General features: G+C 60.8%; 17 protein-coding genes. 14 read left to right on the top strand and 3 right to left on the bottom strand.

The features are described from left to right. Window positions 1–150: 150 nt before the first annotated feature. Genes iolD through iolE form a run of 4 tightly spaced genes read left to right on the top strand, consistent with a single transcriptional unit; the run spans window position 151 to window position 5,027 of the window. A complete protein-coding gene (iolD, locus tag ACP3TA_RS04540) occupies window positions 151–2,091 on the top strand; it encodes a 3D-(3,5/4)-trihydroxycyclohexane-1,2-dione acylhydrolase (decyclizing) (RefSeq protein ID WP_033645318.1) in 1,941 nt (646 codons plus the stop codon). Window positions 2,092–2,132: 41 nt separating this feature from the next. Further along, entirely contained in the window at window positions 2,133–3,155 is a 1,023-nt protein-coding gene (locus ACP3TA_RS04535) for a Gfo/Idh/MocA family protein (RefSeq protein ID WP_033645317.1), read from the top strand. Window positions 3,156–3,186: 31 nt separating this feature from the next. After that, entirely contained in the window at window positions 3,187–4,071 is an 885-nt protein-coding gene (locus ACP3TA_RS04530; protein WP_033645316.1) for a sugar phosphate isomerase/epimerase family protein, read from the top strand. A gap of 59 nt (window positions 4,072–4,130) precedes the next feature. Then, window positions 4,131–5,027 carry a myo-inosose-2 dehydratase gene (iolE, locus tag ACP3TA_RS04525; RefSeq protein WP_033645315.1) on the top strand — a complete coding sequence of 299 codons (897 nt, stop codon included), beginning with the start codon at window positions 4,131–4,133 and terminating at the stop codon, window positions 5,025–5,027. 60 nt (window positions 5,028–5,087) lie between these two features. On the opposite strand, the gene ACP3TA_RS04520 is transcribed toward iolE, so the two are convergent. Together ACP3TA_RS04520 and ACP3TA_RS04515 are read right to left on the bottom strand one after the other, a co-directional pair. Then, window positions 5,088–6,269, bottom strand: coding sequence for a P1 family peptidase (locus ACP3TA_RS04520; RefSeq protein ID WP_033645314.1), 1,182 nt, complete (start codon window positions 6,267–6,269; stop codon window positions 5,088–5,090). Then, a complete protein-coding gene (locus ACP3TA_RS04515) occupies window positions 6,262–6,777 on the bottom strand; it encodes a GNAT family N-acetyltransferase (protein WP_033645313.1) in 516 nt (171 codons plus the stop codon). Before ACP3TA_RS04515 ends, ACP3TA_RS04520 begins: the two co-directional genes overlap by 8 nt. A gap of 388 nt (window positions 6,778–7,165) precedes the next feature. On the opposite strand from ACP3TA_RS04515, the gene ACP3TA_RS04510 reads away from it, so the two are divergent. The 4 genes from ACP3TA_RS04510 to gntK all read left to right on the top strand — a co-directional run bounded on the left by ACP3TA_RS04510 (window position 7,166) and on the right by gntK (window position 11,433). Next, on the top strand, window positions 7,166–7,861 hold the full coding sequence (locus ACP3TA_RS04510; RefSeq protein WP_025304570.1) for a pirin family protein: 696 nt from the start codon (window positions 7,166–7,168) through the stop codon (window positions 7,859–7,861). Window positions 7,862–8,153: 292 nt separating this feature from the next. Beyond that, window positions 8,154–9,149: a gluconate operon transcriptional repressor GntR gene (gene gntR, locus ACP3TA_RS04505; RefSeq protein ID WP_033645312.1), complete on the top strand. Its 996-nt coding sequence runs from the start codon at window positions 8,154–8,156 to the stop codon at window positions 9,147–9,149. Between the two features lie 340 nt (window positions 9,150–9,489). Continuing rightward, complete coding sequence (gene gntT, locus ACP3TA_RS04500) at window positions 9,490–10,806, top strand: gluconate transporter (RefSeq protein ID WP_016930400.1); 1,317 nt, start codon at window positions 9,490–9,492, stop codon at window positions 10,804–10,806. Window positions 10,807–10,905: 99 nt separating this feature from the next. Next, window positions 10,906–11,433 carry a gluconokinase gene (gene gntK, locus ACP3TA_RS04495; RefSeq protein ID WP_033631893.1) on the top strand — a complete coding sequence of 176 codons (528 nt, stop codon included), beginning with the start codon at window positions 10,906–10,908 and terminating at the stop codon, window positions 11,431–11,433. A 30-nt stretch (window positions 11,434–11,463) separates the two neighbouring features. Here the strand turns inward: gntK and ACP3TA_RS04490 are convergent, their stop codons facing one another. Next, the gene (locus ACP3TA_RS04490) at window positions 11,464–12,057 is read right to left on the bottom strand and encodes a YhgN family NAAT transporter (protein WP_025159894.1); all 594 of its coding nucleotides are present in this window, start codon (window positions 12,055–12,057) and stop codon (window positions 11,464–11,466) included. A gap of 192 nt (window positions 12,058–12,249) precedes the next feature. On the opposite strand from ACP3TA_RS04490, the gene asd reads away from it, so the two are divergent. The 6 genes from asd to glgC all read left to right on the top strand — a co-directional run bounded on the left by asd (window position 12,250) and on the right by glgC (window position 20,573). Beyond that, a complete protein-coding gene (gene asd, locus ACP3TA_RS04485) occupies window positions 12,250–13,353 on the top strand; it encodes an aspartate-semialdehyde dehydrogenase (RefSeq protein WP_016930397.1) in 1,104 nt (367 codons plus the stop codon). Window positions 13,354–13,734: 381 nt separating this feature from the next. Beyond that, entirely contained in the window at window positions 13,735–14,340 is a 606-nt protein-coding gene (locus ACP3TA_RS04480; RefSeq protein WP_232096335.1) for an RNase A-like domain-containing protein, read from the top strand. Window positions 14,341–14,348: 8 nt separating this feature from the next. Next, window positions 14,349–14,639, top strand: a complete 291-nt coding sequence (locus ACP3TA_RS04475) for a contact-dependent growth inhibition system immunity protein (RefSeq protein WP_033645311.1) — start codon at window positions 14,349–14,351, stop codon at window positions 14,637–14,639. Between the two features lie 475 nt (window positions 14,640–15,114). Beyond that, window positions 15,115–17,301: a 1,4-alpha-glucan branching enzyme gene (gene glgB / locus ACP3TA_RS04470; protein WP_033645310.1), complete on the top strand. Its 2,187-nt coding sequence runs from the start codon at window positions 15,115–15,117 to the stop codon at window positions 17,299–17,301. Further along, window positions 17,298–19,280, top strand: coding sequence for a glycogen debranching protein GlgX (gene glgX / locus ACP3TA_RS04465; protein WP_033645309.1), 1,983 nt, complete (start codon window positions 17,298–17,300; stop codon window positions 19,278–19,280). The genes glgB and glgX overlap by 4 nt, the downstream gene beginning before the upstream one ends. Before the next feature lie 15 nt (window positions 19,281–19,295). Then, on the top strand, window positions 19,296–20,573 hold the full coding sequence (gene glgC / locus ACP3TA_RS04460) for a glucose-1-phosphate adenylyltransferase (RefSeq protein ID WP_426784548.1): 1,278 nt from the start codon (window positions 19,296–19,298) through the stop codon (window positions 20,571–20,573). The last annotated feature ends 41 nt before the right edge of the window (window positions 20,574–20,614 follow it).

The raw sequence follows: 20,614 nt of genomic DNA, 5'->3' as shown, positions 1-20,614 counted from the left end.
TATAATCGCTTCACGTTTCAGGTTGTCGACTTCGTGAGCAGCGGGCATCGCCTGCTCAAGATAATAGCTGCCGCCGCGTAACACAAACACGGGATTGTCGGCTCGGCGCGAGCCCTTTCCGGGGCGGCCCTCAATCTAAAGGGTGAGTAAATGGGCAAGATCAGGCTAACCATGGCGCAGGCGCTCGTCAGATTTCTCGATAACCAGTATCTGCTGGCCGACGGGGTGGAAACCAAATTCGTCGCGGGCATTTTCGCGATTTTCGGCCACGGCAACGTACTGGGGTTGGGGCAAGCGCTGGAACAGGATAGTGGCGATCTGCGGGTGCACCAGGGCCGCAACGAACAGGGGATGGCCCACGCGGCGATCGGCTTCGCCAAGCAGAAATTGCGCCGGCAGATTTACGCCTGCACCTCCTCGGTCGGCCCCGGCGCCGCCAATATGATCACCGCCGCGGCTACCGCCACCGCCAACCGCATCCCTTTATTGCTGCTGCCAGGCGACGTTTACGCTTCCCGCCAGCCGGATCCGGTGCTGCAGCAAATCGAACAGTCTTACGATCTCAGCATCAGCACCAACGACGCGTTCCGCGCGGTGAGCAAGTACTGGGACCGCATCGTGCGGCCGGAACAGCTGATGAGCGCCTGCATCAACGCGATGCGCGTGCTGACCGATCCGGCGGAAACCGGCGCGGTGACGCTGTGTCTGCCGCAGGACGTGCAGGGGGAAGCCTACGACTACCCCGACTATTTCTTCCAAAAACGCGTGCACCGGCTCGATCGCCGCCCGGCGACCGACGGCATGTTGGCGGACGCCTTGGCGCTGCTGACGGCCAAACGCAAACCGCTGCTGGTGTGCGGCGGCGGCGTGAAATACTCGCAGGCCGGGCGGGCGCTGCGCGAATTTGCCGAGCGCTTCGGCATTCCGTTTGCCGAAACCCAGGCCGGCAAAGGCACGGTGCCGAGCGACCATGCATTCAACCTCGGTGGCATCGGGGAAACCGGCTGCCTGGCGGCCAACACGTTGGCCCGGCAGGCCGATCTGGTGATCGGCGTCGGTACCCGTTACACCGATTTCACCACCTCGTCCAAATGGCTGTTCCAACACCCGGACGTTAACTTCCTCAATATCAACGTCAGCGCCTTTGACGCCGGCAAGCTCGACGGCGTGCAGGTGCTGGCGGACGCCCGCGAGGCCCTGAACGCATTGGGCGCGCTGCTGGCGCAGGCTGACTACCGCGCCGGCTGGGGCGACGCCATCGCCGCGGCGCGCGCAGCCCAGCGTGAAGAGACCGAGCGGGTTTACGCGGTGGAATACGGCGGCGCGGGTTTTGTACCGGAGATCGACGATCACCTCGATCGCGAGCGGGTGTTCGCCGAATTTATCGCGCAGACCGACTCGGCGATGACGCAAAGCCGGGTGCTGGGGGTGCTGAACCGTGAGCTGCCGCCGGACAGCGTGATTGTCGCCGCCGCCGGTAGCCTGCCGGGCGACCTGCAGCGGGTGTGGCACAACCATGGCGAGCACGGTTACCACGTGGAATACGGTTACTCCTGCATGGGGTACGAGGTGAACGCTGCGCTGGGGGTCAAGCTGGCCGAGCCGCAGCGCGAGGTGTACGCGATGGTGGGTGACGGCGCCTTCATGATGCTCCATTCCGAGCTGGTCACCTCGATTCAGGAAGGCTGCAAGATCAACGTGGTGCTGTTCGACAACATGACCAACGGCTGCATCAACAACCTGCAGATGGAGCACGGCATGGACAGCTACACCACCGAATTCCGCTTCCGTAATCCAGAGGGCGGCAAGCTCGACGGCAAACTGGTGCCGGTCGATTTCGCCATGCTGGCGGCGGCTTACGGGTGCAAAACCTATCGCGTCACCACCGAGCAGCAGCTGCTCGACGCGCTGGCCGACGCCCGCAGGCAAACCGTGTCCACGCTGCTCGACATCAAAGTGCTGCCGAAGACCATGGTGCACAAGTACCTCAGCTGGTGGCGCGTGGGCGGCGCTCAGGTGGCCGACAGCGAAAAAATCGTCGCAGTGGCGCGCAAACTGCAGGAAAACATCGATAAGGCGCGCGATTACTGATTCGTTTTCGAACACAACACACTTTCCAGAGGGTAGCGAAAATGACTTTGAACATTGGGGTTATCGGCACCGGCGCCATCGGCCGCGATCATATCCGTCGCTGCAGTCAAGTTTTGCAGGGCGCCCGCGTCGTGGCGGTGAACGACATCAATCGCGACAACGCCGCCAAGGCGGTGAACGATCTGCAGCTGGATGCGCGGGTGTATGACAGCGGCCACGATCTGATCAAGGCCGCCGACGTGCAGGCGGTGCTGGTCACCTCCTGGGGGCCGAGTCACGAAGAATTCGTGCTGGCGGCCATCGCCGCCGGCAAACCGGTGTTCTGCGAGAAACCGCTGGCGGTGACCGCGCAGGGCTGCAAAAACATCGTCGATGCCGAAGCGAAGTACGGCAAGCGGCTGGTGCAGGTCGGCTTTATGCGCCCCTATGACCAGGGCTATCGCGCGCTGAAACAGGTGCTGACCAGCGGCCAGATCGGCGAACCGCTGATGTTGCACTGCGCGCACCGCAACCCGACGGTCGGCGAGGCTTACACCACCGATATGGCGATCACCGACACCCTGATCCACGAAATCGACGTGCTGCGCTGGCTGCTCGACGACGACTATGTGTCGGTGCAGGTGGTGTTCCCGCGCAAGAGCCCGAAGGCGTTCCCGCATCTGAAAGATCCGCAGATTGTGCTGTTCGAAACCGCCAAAGGCACCCGCATCGACGTCGAGATTTTCGTCAACTGCCAGTACGGCTACGACATTCAGTGTGAAGTGGTGGGGGAAACCGGCATCGCTAAACTGCCGGAGCCGTCCTCGGTGCAGCTGCGCAGCGGCGCCCGCCTGTCGACCGAAATTCTGACCGACTGGAAGGATCGCTTTATCGACGCCTATGACGTCGAGCTGCAGGGGTTCATCAACGACGTGGCCGCGGGCCAACTGACCGGGCCTTCCGCCTGGGACGGCTACGCCGCCGCCGTGACCGCCGACGCCTGCGTGGCGGCCCAGCTCAGCGGCGAGATCGTACCGGTGACCCTGCCGGCGCGCCCGGCGTTTTACAACAAGCCATCGGCTTGAACCCCGTACCCACGATTGCAGAGGAGTGACCATGAAGATCGCTTTTGATGTCGACGTTATCCGGGATTTGGGCGTGACCAAAATGGTTCAGCAGGTGGCGGACTGGGGCTATAAGTACATCGAGCAGTCGCCGCACCCGCAGATCAACCCGTTTTACAAGCATCCGAAGGCCAGCCGCGAAATCATGGCGGAGTATAAAAACGCCCTGAAAGCGACCGGCGTGGAAATATCCTCATTTATCGTGGTGTATCGCTGGTCCGGGCCGGGGGAAGATCGCCGCCAGGCGGCGGTCAAAAACTGGCGACGGATGATCGAAATCGCGGTGGAGATGGGCGTGCAGGTGATCAACACCGAGTTGGCCGGTAACCCCAACGAGCCGGAGATCTGCGAGGAGCTGTGGTATCGCTCGATGGAGGAGCTGCTGCCGATCGTCGAGCGTGAGGGCATCCGTATGGAGATCCAGTCGCATCCGTGGGACTTCTGTGAGCTGAGCAACGAAACCGCCGATCTGGTGAAATCGCTGCGCAGCGACCACGTCAAATACCTCTACAGCGTGCCGCACACCTTCTACTACGACAAGGGGCAGGGCGACGTGGCCGGCATGCTGAAGTACGCCGGGGACGATCTTTCCCACGTGCTGATCGCCGACACCATGAACCACACCAAGCATTGCCGTTATATCGTCAACCCGCCGGGCGTTGACGCCGCGGTGCACCAGCATGTCGGCATCGGCGAAGGCGAGGTGAATTTCGATGCCCTGTTCCAGACGCTGCGCGACATGGAATTCGCCAACCGCAGCTTCAAGGTCGGCGGCGAATCGATCATCTGCACCTCGCTGTTCGGCTATCCGGAAAAGATGCCGAGCCAGGCGGTGGCGACCAGAGAGCGCATCGAAAGAGAGCTGTTGGGCAACTAATCTTATTCGGCTCGCCGGCGGCGTTTGCACCGGCGGCCCTCCAAGGACCGAGGCAGACCATGAATAAAGACAACGTGAAATTGGCCATTGCGCCGATCGGCTGGACCAACGACGATATGCCCGATCTGGGCAAGGAAAACACCTTTCAGCAGTGCGTCAGCGAAATGGCGCTGGCTGGCTTCACCGGCAGCGAAGTGGGCAGCAAATATCCGCGCGATCCGGCGGTGCTGAAGCCGATGCTGGATATTCGCGGCATCCAGATCTGCAACGCCTGGTTCAGCACCTTTTTCGCCGATGGTCAGAAAGACAAAACCATCGATGAATTTATCAACCACATGAATTTCCTGCATGCCATGGGCGCCAGGGTGATCGGCTGTTCTGAACAGAGCAAGAGCATTCAGGGCACCACCAAAGGCGTGTTCGAAGAGAAGCCGTACTTCAGCGATGAAGAGTGGCGGCGGGTGGCCGACGGTTACAACGAGCTGGCGAAGATCGCCGCCGGCAAAGGCATGCAGGTGTGTCTGCATCACCACATGGGCACCGGCATTCAGACCACCGCCGAAATCGATCGCTACATGAGCATGGTCAACGACGACGTCTACCTGCTGTTCGATACCGGCCACGCCTACTATTCGGAAGGCAGCCAGCAGGCGATGATGGCGATCCTGGAGAAGTATCTGCCGCGCATCAACCACGTCCATCTGAAGGACGTGCGCGATGAGGTGGTGGCGGAAGTGAAGGCCAACAAGCTGAGCTTCCTCGACGGCGTGAAGAAGGGCACCTTTACCGTGCCGGGTGATGGCGTGATCGACTTCAGGCCGGTGTTCAAGCTGCTGGACGAGCGCGGTTACAAGGGATGGATGGTGGTGGAAGCCGAGCAGGATCCGGCGCTGGCCAACCCGTTCGAGTATGCTGTGAAAGCGCGCCGCTATATTCGGGAAACCGCCGGCATTTAAGCGGTAAGGGGCAATAAAACTCGAGGGGCGCCGCCAGCGCCCCTTTTTGATGGCGGCGCGTTAGCCGCCGAGCGTTCGCCAGGTGGCAACCTGGCTGCCTGGCCACGGTGTGGCGGCATACACGCCACGGGCGATCGCCCGAGCGAGGGTGTCCGCCGCCAGCGCGCCGATTTGCAGCACCGCCAGTTCGCGGCTGCCCTGTACTTCGCGCTGCCCGGTGGACAGGGCGAACACCACGTCGCCGTCAAACGGGCTGTGCAGCGGGCGAATAGCGCGCGCCATGCCGTCTTGCGCCATGATGGCCACCCGTTTCAACTCCACGCGCGTCAGCGCCAGATCGGTGGCGATGCAGGCCAGGGTGGTGTTCTTTCTGCCGCCCTGCGGCTCTTGCACCATCCAGTCTTCGCCCTGAGCGCGTAGTTGCGCCAGCGCCGCCGCGCCGCCGTTGCCGAATTCACCGTCAATTTCATAGGGCGTCGCCCAGAAAGCGCGGGTGCCGGGCGCTACCACCGCACCCAGGCTGTTGACCGCCACCAGCGCGCCGACGGTAGCGCCGTTGGCGGCGGCGATAGACGCCGAACCGAGGCCGCCTTTCAGCTTGCCCATGCCGGTCATGGCGCCGTAGCCGGCGCCGACGGTGCCCAGCGGAAAATCCAGGCCGGCTTTGCCGACCGCCTCGATGCCCAACTGGCGATACGGCGGCGTGAGCTGCCAGTTTTTGTCGCCGCCGTTGGCCAGATCGTACAGGCAGGCGGTGGGCACGATAGGGGAGACCGGCACGCCGGGTGCCGGGCGCAGCGCGTAGCCTTTACCCTGTTGCCCCAGCCAGGCTGCGACGCCATCCGCCGCCGCCAGACCGTAAACCGAGCCGCCGCTGAACGTCAGCGCATCGATGGTCTGTACCAAATTGTCCTCACCCAGCGCGTCGGTTTCCCGGGTGGCGGGGCCGCCGCCGCGCACGTCCACGGCAGCAATCGCCGGGCTGTCCGGCAGGATAACCGTCGCGCCGGTGCGCACCCGGCTGTCCTGCGCCACGCCGACCTTCAGGCCCGGCACATCGGTAATCAGGTTGCGAGCGCCTGGGCGCCCGGCGGCGGGAGTTGGCATAGCGGCACCTAATGGGGTGAGAGGAGAGAATATGCCGACGGCGGCGGTCAGGCCGGCCAGCGCTTGTAAAAAGGTTCGGCGGTTGATATGCAGGGGCCGGCACAGCGGCCCCTGCGGGTGGGGAATATTACGCATCGCCGTACGGCTGCCCGGAGCGCAAACGCGCCATATGGTAGGCGTCGACCAGCACGCCGTCGCGCATGGCATAGGCGCGGCTGGTGCCCTCTATCTCGAAACCGAATTTGCGGTATAGCGCGATGGCCGCCGGGTTGTCGGTGAACACCGTCAGTTCGATGCGCTCAATGGCCGCCCAGTTGTCACACAGGTCGATCATCGCCTGCATCAGGCGGCTACCGACGCCTTTGCCGTGGTAGCGCGGATCGACGCCGATGCCGAAGGTGGCGACGTGGCGGCGGCGAACGCGTTGATTCAGCATCACAACCAACTGGCCGGCAAGCTGCCCGTCGATGATGGCCGCCAGGTTATGCGTGCCCGGTTCGGGATTGGCGAGGCGCTTCTGCCAGGACTCGACGGACGGTAGCGGGAGCTGCAGCGTATCGCGATAGACGGGTGTCTGCGAATAAAGATGATGCAGGGCTTGCGCATCCGTTGTTTCCACGTGGCGTATCACGATCTCGCTCATGTCGCTGCTCCTTTTGCTTACCGGTTGAATAACCTCTGAATTTATCCGTTTACTGCCTTGAGTCAATATTATTTGAACGGGTCAAAAAAAACGCTTTACAGGTGCGAATGATAATGATTATTATTGCGATGCGTTCCGGGGAGGGCATCAACCCTTGATACTCTCGCTGCGAAGGCACGACATTGCTCACATTGCTTCCAGTGTTTACTTAGCCAGCTCGGGTGCTGGCTTTTTTTTGCCGTTTTTCAGCCGTTTCCGCCTTCAACAAATCCGCTGCCCATCCGCTGTTCCATTCCATCGAAATTTTTGAACAGAGGCATGAGTTTTTTACGCTTTCTTATTCTGCTGGCAGGACTAGACTGTAAAAAAACATTGAGGAGAGTTGAATATGATTTATGTACGTAAAGCGGAAGACCGCGGCCACGCCAATCATGGCTGGCTGGATAGCTGGCACACCTTCTCATTTGCCGATTACTACGATCCGAACTTTATGGGGTTCTCGGCGCTGCGGGTGATCAACGAAGATATGATCGACGCAGGGCAGGGTTTCGGTACCCACCCGCATAAAGACATGGAAATCCTGACCTATGTGCTGAGCGGCACGGTGGAACATCAGGACAGCATGGGCAACAAGGAGCAGATCCAGGCCGGCGAATTCCAGATCATGAGTGCGGGCACCGGGGTGCGTCACTCTGAGTACAACGCCAATCAGGATCGTCCGTTGCACCTGTACCAGATTTGGATCATCCCGGATCAGGTCGGGCTTGAGCCACGCTACGAGCAGCGCATGTTCGACGCGCCGCAGGGCCGTCAGCTGGTGCTGTCGCCGGATGCGCGTGACGGCTCGCTGAAGGTGTTCCAGGATATGACGCTGTCGCGTTGGGCGCTGAATAAAGGCGAGCAGGGGGAATGCCCGATCGCCGCCGGCCGTCGCGTTTGGATCCAGGTGGTGCGCGGTAAGGTCTCGGTCAACGGCCAGACCGCCGGCATCAGCGACGCGTTCGCGGTGTGGGATGAATCTGCGCTGACGATTCAGGCCGACGAAGAGAGCGAAATCCTGCTGTTCGATCTGCCGCCGGTGTGATTAAGCGGTAAATATCAAGGGCTCACGGTGTGAGCCCTTGAGGTTAACGACAAGCCTGATGACGCTGCCTGACTTAACGCCGGCAAAACATATAAAAACAAGGAAAATCAATTTATTGATTTTCGGCTGACAATCACAAAGGGGAAAAACCACGCTTTTTCCCCTTTGTCTGCGTATGAAGGGCTCACGGTGTGAGCCCTTTTTGCGTTGGCCGTCGCATAACCGACAATATCGGCCCGCCGTTTTTTTTGCTAAAATGACTGCCCATTCACGGTTAGTCAGTTCATTGATAATGAAGAAAAAACGGCCGGTACTCCAGGATGTGGCGGACAAGGTGGGCGTGACCAAGATGACGGTGAGCCGTTATCTGCGCAATCCCGACCAGGTTTCCGCCGCCCTGCAGCAAAAAATCGCCGTCGCGCTGGATGAGCTGGGCTACATCCCCAACCGCGCGCCGGACATCCTCTCCAACGCCACCAGCCGGGCGATTGGCGTGCTGTTGCCGTCGTTGACCAACCAGGTGTTCGCCGAAGTGCTGCGCGGCATCGAAAGCGTGACCGACGCGCACAACTACCAGACCATGCTGGCGCACTATGGCTACCTGCCGGAGCGTGAAGAAGAGCGTCTGACCTCGCTGCTGTCTTACAATATCGACGGCCTGATCCTGTCTGAGCGCCATCACACGCCGCGCACCCTGAAAATGATCGAGGTGGCGGGCATTCCGGTGGTAGAGCTGATGGACTGCGTCTCGCCGTGCATCGATCTGGCGGTGGGCTTCAACAACTTCGAGGCGGCGCGCCAGATGACCCAGCAGATCATCGCGCACGGCCACCGTCACGTGGTCTATTTCGGCGCCCGCCAGGATGAACGTACCCTCATCAAGCAGCAGGGGTATGAGCAGGCGATGCGTGAATCCGGTCTGGAGCCTTACAGCATCATGACCGCGCGATCTTCCTCCTATTCCGCCGGCGGCGAGCTGCTGCGCCAGGCGCAGCGCGATTATCCGCAGATCGACAGTATCTTCTGCACCAACGATGACCTGGCGATCGGCGCGGCCTTCGAGTGCCAGCGACAGGGGCTGTCGATCCCGCAGGACATGGCGATCGCCGGTTTCCACGGCCATGACATCGGTCAGGTGATGGTGCCGAAGCTGGCCAGCGTGCTGACGCCGCGCGAACGCATGGGGCAGATCGGCGCCGAGCGCTTGCTGGCCCGGCTGCGTGGTGAAACGGTGTGCCCGCGCATGGTGGACGTCGGTTTCACCGTGATCCCAGGCGGCAGCATCTGAGCCATTTTAACGTTCTGTTTTAACACCCTTTCTTTTTGCAGCGCGTCCTGAGGCGCGCTGGTTATCCCGCCTGTAAGCCCGCCGCTCGTTGCCGACATAAGTTTGATCTCTGTCCCAGAACGCGAATTTTAGCCGCTTACCCGGTTCCGAGGCTTATGTTGTTACCGGTATCATGATACCGGTAACAACGAGTGGGCGGTCATCTTGCTGCAAGACTGAACCTCTGAATCAACAACACCTACAGCTCTTCTTAAACACCGGGAAAGAGCCTAAAAATAAAACAACCGCACGCTTTACGCCTATTGTAAAGAGAGTCGCGATAAAAGGTTGGAGAAAAACTATGCCATTAGTGATTGTTGCAGGCGGCGTAGCGCTGCTGCTGCTGCTGATGATCCGCTTCAAGCTGAACGGCTTTATCTCTCTGGTTCTGGTTGCTCTGGCGGTCGGGATTGCACAGGGGATGCCGGTCGATAAGGTCATCGGCTCCATCAAGGCCGGCGTGGGCGGCACGCTGGGCAGCCTGGCGCTGATCATGGGCTTCGGTGCCATGCTCGGCAAGCTGCTGGCGGACTGCGGCGGCGCACAGCGCATCGCCACCACGCTGATCGACAAGTTCGGCAGAAAACACATTCAATGGGCGGTGGTGCTGACCGGTTTCACCGTCGGCTTCGCGCTGTTCTACGAAGTGGGCTTCGTGCTGTTGCTGCCGCTGGTGTTCACCATCGCCGCCTCCGCGCGCATTCCGCTGCTGTACGTCGGCGTGCCGATGGCCGCTGCGCTGTCGGTGACTCACGGCTTCCTGCCGCCGCACCCGGGCCCGACCGCTATCGCCACCATCTTCCATGCCGACATGGGTAAAACCCTGTTGTACGGCACGCTGCTGGCGATCCCGACGGTGATCCTGGCCGGCCCGGTCTATGCCCGCTTCCTGAAAGGCATCGACAAGCCGGTGCCGGAAGGCCTGTACAACCCGAAAACCTTTACCGACGCGGAGATGCCGAGCTTTGGCGTCAGCGTCGCCACGTCGCTGGTGCCGGTGATCCTGATGGCGCTGCGCGCGGTGGCTGAAATGGTGTTGCCGAAGGGCCACAGCCTGCTGCGCTTCGCCGAGTTCTTCGGCGACCCGGTGATGGCGACCCTGATCGCCGTGCTGATCGCCATCTTCACCTTCGGCCTGAACCGCGGCCGCACCATGGATGAAGTGATGGGCACCATCACCGACTCGATTAAAATCATCGCCATGATGCTGTTGATCATCGGCGGCGGCGGCGCCTTCAAACAGGTGCTGGTGGACAGCGGCGTCGAGCAGTACATCGCCGGCCTGATGGAAGGCAGCAACGTTTCGCCGATCCTGATGGCCTGGTCGATCGCCGCCGCGCTGCGTCTGGCGCTGGGTTCCGCCACCGTGGCGGCGATCACCGCCGGCGGCATCGTCGCCCCGCTGATCGCCACCACCGGCGTCAGCCCTGAGCTGATGGTGATTGCGGTCGGTTCCGGCAGCGTTATCTTCTCGCACGTTAACGATCCGGGCTTCTGGCTGTTCAAGGAGTACTTCAACCTGAGCATCATGGAAACCATCAAATCCTGGTCGGTGCTGGAAACCATCATCTCGGTGTGTGGCCTGGTGGGCTGCCTGCTGCTGGCGACGGTCGTATAATCGTTATCCGACGCCCTGCGGGGCGTCGGCGTTCCAGAGTATCTTTATCAGTTGGGACGCATTTGGCGCTCGCGCCAGTTCCCATAAGGGCATGACACAATGAGTAATCCGCAGAATCACGTATTTATCCTGATGGGGGTGTCCGGCAGCGGTAAATCCGCCGTGGCCAGCGCCGTCGCCCACGAGGCCGAGGCTGCCATGCTGGACGGCGATTATCTGCATCCGCGCGCCAACATCAACAAAATGGCTGCCGGGCACGCGCTGGACGACAACGATCGCGCCCCGTGGCTGGCGGCCTTGAATGACGCCATCTTCGCCATGCAACGCACCAATCCCGTGTCGCTGCTGGTCTGCTCGGCGCTGAAAAAAAGCTATCGCGACCGCCTGCGCGAAGGGAATAGCAACCTGCATTTCCTCTACCTGAAAGGCGACAAAGCGGTGATCGAGGAGCGCCTGAAGCAGCGCAAAGGTCATTTCTTCAAACCGCAGATGCTGGTTTCGCAGTTCGCCACGTTGGAAGAGCCGGGCGAGCAGGAGCCGGATGTGCAAGCGATCGACATCAACCAGCCGCTGGACGGCGTGGTCGCCGATACGCTCGCCTATATTCGCCGCGTTACCGCCCGCTGAGCGCGGGCCGTTGTCGGCGCCGCCAGGCGCCTACAGCTTCATGTAAGCCCGCACGCCGTCCAGGAACATCTGGGTCGACAGCATCACCAGAATCAGCCCCATCAACCGCTCCAGCGCGCTGACGCCTTTGCTGCCCAGCAGGCGCAGGAACAGGTTCGACATCAGCAAAATGGCCGCAGAGAGGCCCCAGGCGATCAACAGCGCCGCCACCAGATGGGGCAGCTGATGTGGATACTGGTGCGACAGCAGCATCAATGCAGCCAGAATCGACGGCCCGGCCACCAGCGGGATCGCCAGCGGCACCAGGAACGGCTCCTCGCCGGCGGACAGCCCGGAGCTGTTTCCTTCCTGCGAGGGGAAAATCATCTTGATGGCGATCAGAAACAGGATGATGCCGCCGGAAATGGAGACGGTTTCGGTGCGCAGGTTGAGGAACGCCAGAATTTTCTCGCCGGCGAACAGGAAGATCAGCATCAGCAGCAGGGCGATCAGCAGCTCGCGAATCAACACCACGCGGCGGCGGCGCGGTTCCAGGTGTTTGAGCACCGACATGAAAATCGGCAGGTTGCCCAGCGGATCCATAATTAAAAACAGCAATACCGTAGCGGAAATCATCTCTGTCATGGTGACCTCGTGATCGGGAAAACGCCTCGGCCTTTTCGGCCGCGTCCTTGCCTATAAGAAGGATTGCTGAGAAATCCCCAGCCATCGAATAAATTCACTTTGCGCCCGCGCCGACATTTTGTAAGGTGAGGAGATATTGCACACAACTCGTTATCACCTAATAAGCCCTTATCCGGGCGGGACACAGATATTATGAAAAACGTTGGTTTCATCGGTTGGCGCGGAATGGTCGGCTCGGTTCTCATGCAACGCATGACGGAAGAGCGCGATTTCGACGCCATTCGCCCGGTCTTTTTCTCCACCTCGCAGCACGGTTCTGCCGCGCCGGCCTTCGGCGGCCAGCAGGGCACGCTGCAGGATGCCTATGACATCGACGCCCTGAGCGCGCTCGATATCATTATTACCTGTCAGGGCGGCGATTATACCAACGAAGTTTACCCTAAGCTGCGCGCCAGCGGTTGGCAGGGTTACTGGATCGACGCGGCCTCGTCGCTGCGCATGCAGGATGACGCCATCATCATTCTGGATCCGGTCAACCACGCGGTGATCCAGCAGGGCCTGGACAAAGGCATCAAAACCTTCGTCGGCGGCAACTGCACCGTCAGCCTAATGCTGATGTCCCTCGGCGGCCTGTTCGCCAACGATCTGGTGGAGTGGGCGTCGGTCGCCACCTACCAGGCGGCCTCCGGCGGCGGCGCTCGCCACATGCGCGAACTGCTGACCCAAATGGGCATGCTGCACGCCGATGTGGCGAAAGAGCTGCAGGATCCAGCCTCCGCCATTCTGGATATCGAACGCAAGGTGACCGAGGCGACCCGCAGCGGCAAACTGCCGACCGACAACTTCGGCGTGCCGCTGGCCGGCAGCCTGATCCCGTGGATCGACAAGCAGCTCGACAACGGCCAGAGCCGCGAAGAGTGGAAAGGCCAGGCGGAGACCAACAAGATCCTCAACACCGGCAGCGTGATCCCGGTCGATGGCCTGTGCGTGCGCGTGGGCGCGCTGCGCTGCCACAGCCAGGCGTTCACCCTGAAGCTGAAAAAAGACGTGTCGCTGCCGGAAATCGAGCAGATGCTGGCGACGCACAACGACTGGGTGCGCGTGATCCCGAACGACCGCGAGCTGACCATGCGCGAACTGACGCCTGCGGCGGTGACCGGCACGCTGAATACGCCGGTCGGCCGTCTGCGCAAGCTGAATATGGGGCCGGAGTACCTGTCGGCGTTCACCGTGGGCGACCAACTGCTGTGGGGCGCGGCCGAGCCGCTGCGCCGCATGCTGCGCATCCTGCTGTAAACCCGCTCGCCAGTTCATCTGTTGTATTTCAAAGCCCGCTTATTGCGGGCTTTTTCATATGAGCGGAGTCATGTCGGTATGGTCTGAATGTGGTTACAAGTTAATCTTCCCTGTGATATTTATAAGCGCATTGGCAACATAGCGCAGGTATAGGGATATGATTTCCAACGAAGGATTGCAGGTCGCGCTTTCACCCGTGCAGCTAGCGGCCGTGATGTCGGATAGCACGGTCACAGAAGGGGAAACCTGGGGTAATCGGCTCATGGGGGGCTGGGTTTAGCGGGGGGAGTCGTCGAACTTCTTGGGGCTGGGGTGATGTGCTATGCGCCTGACCCAACATTGTTAACCAAAGTGGGATGCGTGGTCGTTGGCACTCATAGCATGGATAGCATAAAAACCGCATCAAATCAGATCATTACCGGCCGATCATTGACTACAGACACTTACAAGTCGGCGGTTTTGCTGGCTCAGAGTCTGGGGGCCGACGAAGATATGGCTTACAACGTCGGTTTAACGGTAGATATTGCCGTTCCTTTGGTGTTTGCAACCGCTTTAGGCGCTGTACGCGTGGCTTCCGTTCGGGTGGGGCAATTAAAATTGCTTGAACACGAGTCTATAGCCGGTGCAAAAGGAGGTGGGCACACTATTGCTAAGCATGTTGCTAAAAGTTCAGAAGAGCTGCTGGAGCGCTTGGCAAAGAGTCCTGGTTTACAGTCAGCCTCGACATTTACAGATTTACGTACTGCTGAAGACGCGATTAGTCGGGCGTTGAAAGTGAATAACGCGCTTATTAAGCGCTGGGCGCAACAGCCTACTTCGGCCAACGTGCTTGAACTCACGCATAAGGTGGGTAAAGCGGTTGGTTTTGGCTACAGGCAAGGAAGCACAATTCAATTAACGTCCAACAGCGTGCGGGTTGTCTTGCTAAAGAAAATTTACAACGGTAAGCCGTATTACATTTTAACCGCTTACCCCATTATCAGATAAGGGACCCTATGGGCTTTTCAGTCGCTAATCTCGGTACACTTGTGCGTGTTTTTTTTGGGCAAGATTATGATTTATTTGGAGAGTCTGTAGAAGAGATCCTGGCCTCTTATCGGGAGACGGAAAATACCGCGACAGTGAGAAAAACCGTCGATGAAGCACGAGCGTTGCTGGCGCAATATCCTGAGGAACAACAGCTTGAACTTGCTGTTGCTGAACTTGCTGATGGGGAGTTTGCACCAGCGCCATGGGGATACACGGCGCGATCGTTTCTTGAGAAGGTGATCTCTGCTTTGGAATAGGCGATACCTGCTGCTTCTGTACTTTGTTGTAAACCCGCACTTCCTGGGGGCTGAGCGCTTTCAGCCCCCTAACGCCTTATTTTCCGCTTTTTTGTTCGCTGCGCGCCGCGTCGGGCAGCGTTATCGCAAGTCTCGTTTCATTGGGCTGTACCCCGCATCTCTTCTCGTCGGCCGCCACATGCAGATGCCGTCAGGCTGGCAGTTTTCTTAATGAAGAATTTTCCTCACCAATGCCGAGCAGTTTTTAACAGACATTGGCTATGCTTAACGCAGGGGTGAACACTTTTTCACCATGACTGAAATATTTCAAAAAATAAGCATAAAGAGCGAAATTCAGGTCGGCAGAGTAAAGATTGGTCAATAACCGACCGCAATCACGCTTTAGAGTCCGAATGCATTGCATGATGACCAAAACGGCCAAGGAATAACCAACAAGCCGTGCTTAGATCATGCTGTTAATCTAAGGAAGAAGACTATGCCTGTACTTCCCGATCGTGACGTGATTGATCAGATCATCTCCGGCCATTACGCCGATCCCTTTGCTCTGCTTGGCATGCATGCGACCGATAACGGTCTGCAAGTGCGCGCGCTGCTGCCGGACGCCGGCGCAGTCTGGCTGGTGGAACAGCAAACCGGCCGGCGACTGGTGCAGCTGAACTGCGACGATCCGCGCGGTTTCTTCAGCGCCGTGGTGCCGCGGCGAAAAAATCCTTTCCGCTATCAGCTGCAGGTCAGCTGGCGCGATCATCAACAGATCGTCGACGATCCCTACCGGTTCGGCCCGCTGCTGCAGGATATCGACAGTTGGTTATTGGCCGAAGGCACGCATCTGCGCCCCTATGAACGGCTGGGCGCTCACCTCGTCACGCTGGATGGCGTCGACGGCGTCAGCTTTGCGGTCTGGGCGCCCAACGCGCAGCGCGTCTCGGTGGTGGGGGAATTCAACTTCTGGGACGGCCGCCGCCACCCGATGCGTCTGCGGCGTGAGAACGGCATCTGGGAGCTGTTCTTGCCCGGCGTGCGGGCCGGGCAGCTGTACAAATATGAAATCGTCGATTGCTATGGCAATACCCAACTGAAAGCCGATCCTTACGCCTTTGAGGCGCAGATGCGCCCGGATACCGCCTCGCTGGTGGCGCCGCTGCCGGAGGTGGTGCCGTCGACGCCGGCGCGCCGCCGCGCCAACGATTTTGACCAGCCGATCGCCATTTACGAGGTGCATCTCGGCTCATGGCGCCGCCACACCGATAACCACTTTTGGCTCAGCTACGGTGAACTGGCGGTGCAGCTGATCGACTATGTGAAGGACATGGGATTCACCCATATCGAGCTGCTGCCGGTCAACGAGCACCCGTTCGACGGCAGCTGGGGCTACCAGCCGCTGGGGCTGTATGCGCCGACCCGGCGCTTCGGCACGCCGGCCGACTTCAGGGCGTTTGTGGCGGCGGCGCATGAGGCGGGCATCAACGTGATCCTCGACTGGGTGCCGGGGCACTTCCCCAGCGACGCCTACGGCCTGGCGAATTTCGATGGCACTGCGCTGTACGAATACGCCGATCCGCGCGAGGGCTACCATCAGGACTGGAATACGCTGATTTACAACTACGGTCGCCACGAGGTGCGCAACTACCTGGCGGGCAACGCGCTGTATTGGCTGGAGCGCTTCGGCATCGACGCGCTGCGGGTGGATGCGGTGGCGTCGATGATCTATCGCGACTACAGCCGCGCCGACGGCGAGTGGGTGCCGAATTACTACGGCGGCAACGAGAATCTGGAGGCCATCGCCTTCCTGCGTTATACCAACCAGACTATCGGCCAGGCGCAGCCGGGCGCGGTGACGCTGGCGGAGGAATCCACCGACTATCCCGGCGTCACCCTGCCGCCGGACGCCAACGGCCTTGGGTTCCACTACAAATGGAACCTCGGCTGGATGCACGACACGCTCAATTACATGAAGTGCGATCCGGTGCACCGCAAGTATCACCACAACCAGATGACCTTCGGCATGCTGTACGCCTATACCGAGAACTTCGTGTTGCCTATCTCGCACGATGAAGTGGTGCACGGCAAAAAATCGGTCCTCGACCGTATGCCGGGCGACGCCTGGCAGAAATTCGCCAACCTGCGCGCCTATTACGGCTTTATGTGGGCGCATCCGGGCAAGAAGCTGCTGTTTATGGGCTGCGAATTCGCACAGGGGCGCGAGTGGAATTTCGATACCAGCCTCGACTGGCATTTATTGGAAGGGTTGGATAACTGGCATAACGGCGTGCAGCGGCTGGTGCGCGATCTGAACCACTGCTACCGGCAGCAGGCGCCGCTGTACGAGCGCGACTACCGGCCTGACGGCTTCGAGTGGCTGGTGGTCGACGATCACGACAACTCGGTGTTCGCGTTCGCGCGCTACGATTCGCAGGGCAATGAGCTGATCGCCATCAGCAACTTTACCCCGGTGCCGCGCTACCGCTACCGCATCGGCCTCTCGCGCGCCGGTGACTACCGCGAGATCCTCAATACCGATTCGCACCACTATCACGGCAGCAACGCCGGCAATCAGGGGCGGGTCTCTTCCGAAGCGGTCGGCAGCCACGGCCGCGACTTCTCCATCTGCGTAACGCTGCCGCCGCTGGCGACCATTTATCTGCTGCGGGAGGCGCCATGACGGAGCTGACGGCCGGCCTCGCCGCGCCGCTGGGCGCGCATTACGACGGCGAAGGCATCAACTTTACCCTGTACTCGGCGCACGCCGAGCGGGTGGAGCTGTGCCTGTTCGACGGCCAGCAGCGCGAAGTGCGCCTGCCGCTGCCGGCGCGCAGCGGCGATATCTGGCATGGCTACTTACCGGGCGGCAGGCCAGGGCAACGTTACGGTTACCGGGTCTACGGCCCGTTTGACCCGGCGAACGGACAGCGTTTCAACCCCAACAAACTGGCGCTCGATCCGGCCGCGCGCGCGGTGGAAGGGCCGGTGGCGGATCACCCGCACCTGCACGGCGGTTACGAGCAGCCGGACCCGCACGACAGCGCGGAGCTGATGCCGAAGTGCGTGGTGGTGGACGAACAGTATGACTGGCAGGACGATCGCCCGCCTGCCACGCCCTGGGGACAGACGGTGATTTACGAAGCGCACGTGCGCGGCCTGACGCTGCTGCACCCGCAGATCCCGCCGGCGCTGCGCGGCAGCTTCGCCGCATTGGGGCACCCGGCGATGATCGCCCACTTCAAACGCCTCGGCATCACCGCGCTGGAACTGCTGCCGGTGCAGCAACATACCTCCGAACCGCGCCTGCAGCGGTTGGGGCTGATCAACTATTGGGGCTATAACGTGCTGGCGCCCTATGCGCCGGACAACCGCTACGCCAGCCTGAGCACCGATGCCACGCCGCTGAACGAATTCCGCGATGCGGTCAAGGCGCTGCACAAAGCCGGCATCGAGGTGATCCTCGACGTGGTGTTCAACCACAGCGCCGAGCTGGATATGGACGGGCCGATGCTGTCGCTGAGCGGCATCGATAACCTGAGCTACTACTGGCTGACGCCCGAAGGGGACTATGTCAACGACACCGGCTGCGGCAACACGCTGCGGTTGGATCAGCCGCAGGGCGTGGCCTGGGTGATGGATTGCCTGCGTTTTTGGGTGCGGGAGTGCCACGTCGACGGCTTCCGTTTCGATCTGGGCAGCGTGCTCGGCCGCACGCCGGGGTTCGATCGCGATGCGCCGCTGTTCCAGGCGATGCTGGCGGACGATGTGCTGTCGCGCTGCAAGCTGATCGCCGAACCCTGGGACATTGGCCCCGGCGGCTATCAGGTGGGGGCGTTTCCCGGCCGCTTTGCCGAATGGAACGATCATTACCGCGATGACATGCGTCGTTTCTGGCTGCAGAGCGGCGTGTCGCTCGGCCAGTTCGCCCGGCGTTTTGCCGCTTCCAGCGATCTGTATAACCAGCGCGGGCGAGCGCCTTACGCCACTGTCAACATGCTGACCGCCCATGACGGTTTTACCCTGCAGGACGTGGTCAGCTTCAATGAGAAACACAATCAGCCCAACGGCGAGGGCAACCGCGACGGTAGCGATCGCAATTTCAGCAACAACCACGGCGTCGAAGGCCTGGTCGCCGACGACGCCATTGTGCAACGCCGCAGGGCCAGCCAGCGGGCGATGCTCGCCACGCTGTTGCTGTCCCAGGGAACGCCGATGCTGCTGGCCGGCGATGAACAGGGACACAGCCAGCAGGGGAACAACAATGCCTATTGTCAGGACAACGCCACCACCTGGCTCGATTGGGCCACGGCGGACGACGCGCTGACCGATTACGTCGCGGCGCTGATCGCGCTGCGCCGCCAGATCCCCGCGCTGCAGCAGGACCGCTGGTGGCAGCAGGACGACGGCAGCGTGCAGTGGCTGAACGCGCAAGGGCAGGCGCTCGACGCGCAGCAGTGGGAGCAGGGCGAGCCGCTCATGCAGATCCTGCTGTCGCAGCGCTGGCTGCTGCTGATCAACGCCACGCCGCAAACGACGGAGATGAGGTTGCCGGAAGGCGATTGGCAGGTTGTCGCCCCGTTCACTCAGGAAGACTCACGGGCGGTATTGCCCGCCTGGCACCAGGCCGCGCGCTCGCTTTGCGTACTGGTACGGAAATAATAAAAGGAGTCCGCTATGGTTAGGTTTGAAAATAAAGACCCCCTGATGTTGGCGCGCCAGCTGCCGATTAAATCCGTAGCGCTGATCCTGGCCGGCGGCCGCGGTTCACGTCTGAAAGATTTGACCTCCACCCGCGCCAAGCCCGCCGTCCACTTTGGCGGCAAATTCCGCATCATCGACTTCGCCTTGTCGAACTGCCTGAACTCCGGCATCCGCCGCATCGGCGTGATCACCCAATACCAGTCGCACACGCTGGTGCAGCACATTCAGCGCGGCTGGTCGTTCCTCAACGAGGAGATGAATGAGTTCGTCGATCTGCTGCCGGCCCAGCAGCGCCTCAGCACCGAGCATTGGTACAAGGGCACCGCCGACGCGGTGTACCAGAACCTGGATATCATCCGTCGCTACGAGGCCGAATACGTGGTGATCCTGGCGGGCGATCACATCTACAAGATGGATTATTCGCGCATGCTGATCGACCACGTCGAGAAGGGCGCTCAGTGCACCGTGGCTTGCCTGCCGGTGCCGCGCAGCGAAGCCGGCGAATTCGGCGTGATGAAGGTGGATGAAAGCGACCGCATCATCGAGTTTCTGGAAAAGCCCGCCGATCCGCCGGCGATGCCGGGCAACCCGGATATGTCGCTGGCCAGCATGGGCATCTATATTTTTAATGCCGCCTACCTGTTCCAACTGCTGGAAGAGGATATGTCGACCCCCGGCTCCAGCCACGATTTCGGCAAGGATCTGATCCCGAAAATCACCGCGCAGCAGGCGGCGTGGGCGCATCCGTTTACCTTGTCCTGCGTGACGTCCAACCCCGACTTGCCGCCTTACTGGCGCGACGTGGGCACGCTGGACGCTTACTGGCGCGCCAATCTCGATCTGGCGTCGGTGACGCCGGAGCTGGACATGTACGACCGCGCCTGGCCGATCCGCACCCACATGGAACCGCTGCCGCCGGCCAAGTTCGTGCAGGATCGCTCCGGTAGCCATGGCATGACCATGAATTCGCTGGTGTCCGGCGGTTGCATCGTCTCGGGCTCGGTGGTGGTGCATTCGGTGCTGTTCCCGCGCGTGCGAGTGAACTCGTTTTGCACCATCGACTCTACCGTATTGTTGCCGGACGTGAACGTCGGCCGTTCCTGCCGCCTGCGGCGCTGCATCATCGACCGCGCCTGCCATATTCCGGAGGGCATGGTGATCGGGGAAAACGCCGATGAGGACAGCAAGCGTTTCTATCGCTCGGAAGGCGGCATCGTGCTGGTGACGCGCGAAATGTTGTCAAAATTTTGAGTTAACGTGGGGGGCAGAATGATAGCCTGCCGCCCGATGAA

Origin of the sequence: Serratia sp. 2C06, from assembly GCF_050037615.1 — a bacterium.
GTDB lineage: Bacteria > Pseudomonadota > Gammaproteobacteria > Enterobacterales > Enterobacteriaceae > Serratia > Serratia ureilytica.
This window is presented reverse-complemented; position numbering and strand designations above follow the sequence as displayed.